Source organism: Salinisphaera sp. S4-8 (assembly GCF_040361235.1).
In the GTDB taxonomy this organism is placed as follows: Bacteria; Pseudomonadota; Gammaproteobacteria; order Nevskiales; family Salinisphaeraceae; genus Salinisphaera.
Map to the genome: position 1 here is coordinate 1 of NZ_APNF01000030.1, position 1,308 is coordinate 1,308.

Here is a 1,308-nt window from a genome sequence, read left to right on the forward strand (position 1 = left end):
GGTTCATCGCACATTACCGGGAAATGCGTCTCGGATCTTGAGGAAGAAGTAGGCGCTGTCCCGGTAGCCATAGGCCATGCGTTTGATCACCTTGATGCGGTTGTTCATGCCTTCGAGCACGCTGGTATTGAGGCGATAATTCACGCTGGACACGATGCCCTCGACGTAGCGCTTGAGCGTATTCGCAAAGCGGATGACGGGCGCCAGCCGGGTTTCGAGTGCCAGCCGGTACCAGTCGTGCCAGCGCTGTCGGGCTTCAGTCATGCTCGGCGCGAACCACAGCTCTTTGAGTTGGGTCTTGAGCAGATAGACCTGCATCAGGGGTGCGTTGGCCGCGAGCAGTTCATCGAGTCGGACGGCCTGTCGCGCATTCAGATGTTGGCGGTTGCGCAGTAACAGCCAACGGCCGCGCTTGACCGCGCGTCGCGCGGACCGATCACGGCCCATGGCGTTGGCCTGATCGACCCGTACCCGATCGATGACCTCGCGACCGAACTTGGCGATGACATGGAAGCGGTCATAGACCACGACCGCGTTCGGGCATTGGGCCGCGACCTCGAGATCGAAGGCCGTGTTCATATCCATGGCGACTGCTTCGATGTGATGGCAGGCCGAGCCCAACCACTCGAAGAAGGGGCGAATCGCCGCTCTGGAGCGGCCTTCGCCGACCCAGAGCACCTGCCGTGTCTCGGCACAGGCCACGACCGTGGCATAGCGATGCCCCTTGTGCAGGGCGAACTCGTCCATGATCAACCGGCGCAGCCGGGATCGGTCGGGCGTGGGCAACTCGCGTTCGAGCCGGGCGGCGTCCAGGGCCTTGACCGTATGCCAGTGCAGCCCGAGTACGTCGGCGACCTGGCGGATCGGCCACAGCCGCGCCAGCGTCTCGGCATGGCGCGCCAGCGCCCCTGTAAGCGCTCGGCGTCCGTGCAGCCAGGGAATATGCTCGGTACGAACGCCGCAGTGGCCGCAGCGCAACCGGCGCACCGGCACGTCGAGCCACAGGCGTCGATCAATCAGGTCACGCTCGCGAATCCAGCGCCGATTTCGCTCATGCACGATCGACACCGAACGTCGACAGCCGCCACAGCGTGGGGCGTGTCCAGCGCAGGCGGATAGCCGGACGACGAGGCTACCATCAGCCTGCGCAGACCAGCCTGCCGGCTCGAAACCTTCCCAGAAAAGGCAAAGCGGATTAGCCTCGGACATGGCGGCGGCCTTCGCGAGTTGTTAGGTGTGGTAACCCCAACTCTATATGCGAAGCGTCGCCGCTTCTTTACCTACCGTCCCGCTGATCCGCGATGAACC

1 protein-coding gene is annotated in these 1,308 nt (G+C 63.8%); it reads right to left on the reverse strand.

Features of this window, described 5'->3' with window-relative positions; translation table 11 throughout:
* Positions 1 to 3: 3 nt before the first annotated feature.
* Positions 4 to 1,209, reverse strand: coding sequence for an ISL3 family transposase (locus S4A8_RS19085; RefSeq protein WP_353221325.1), 1,206 nt, complete (start codon positions 1,207 to 1,209; stop codon positions 4 to 6).
* Positions 1,210 to 1,308 lie beyond the last annotated feature (99 nt).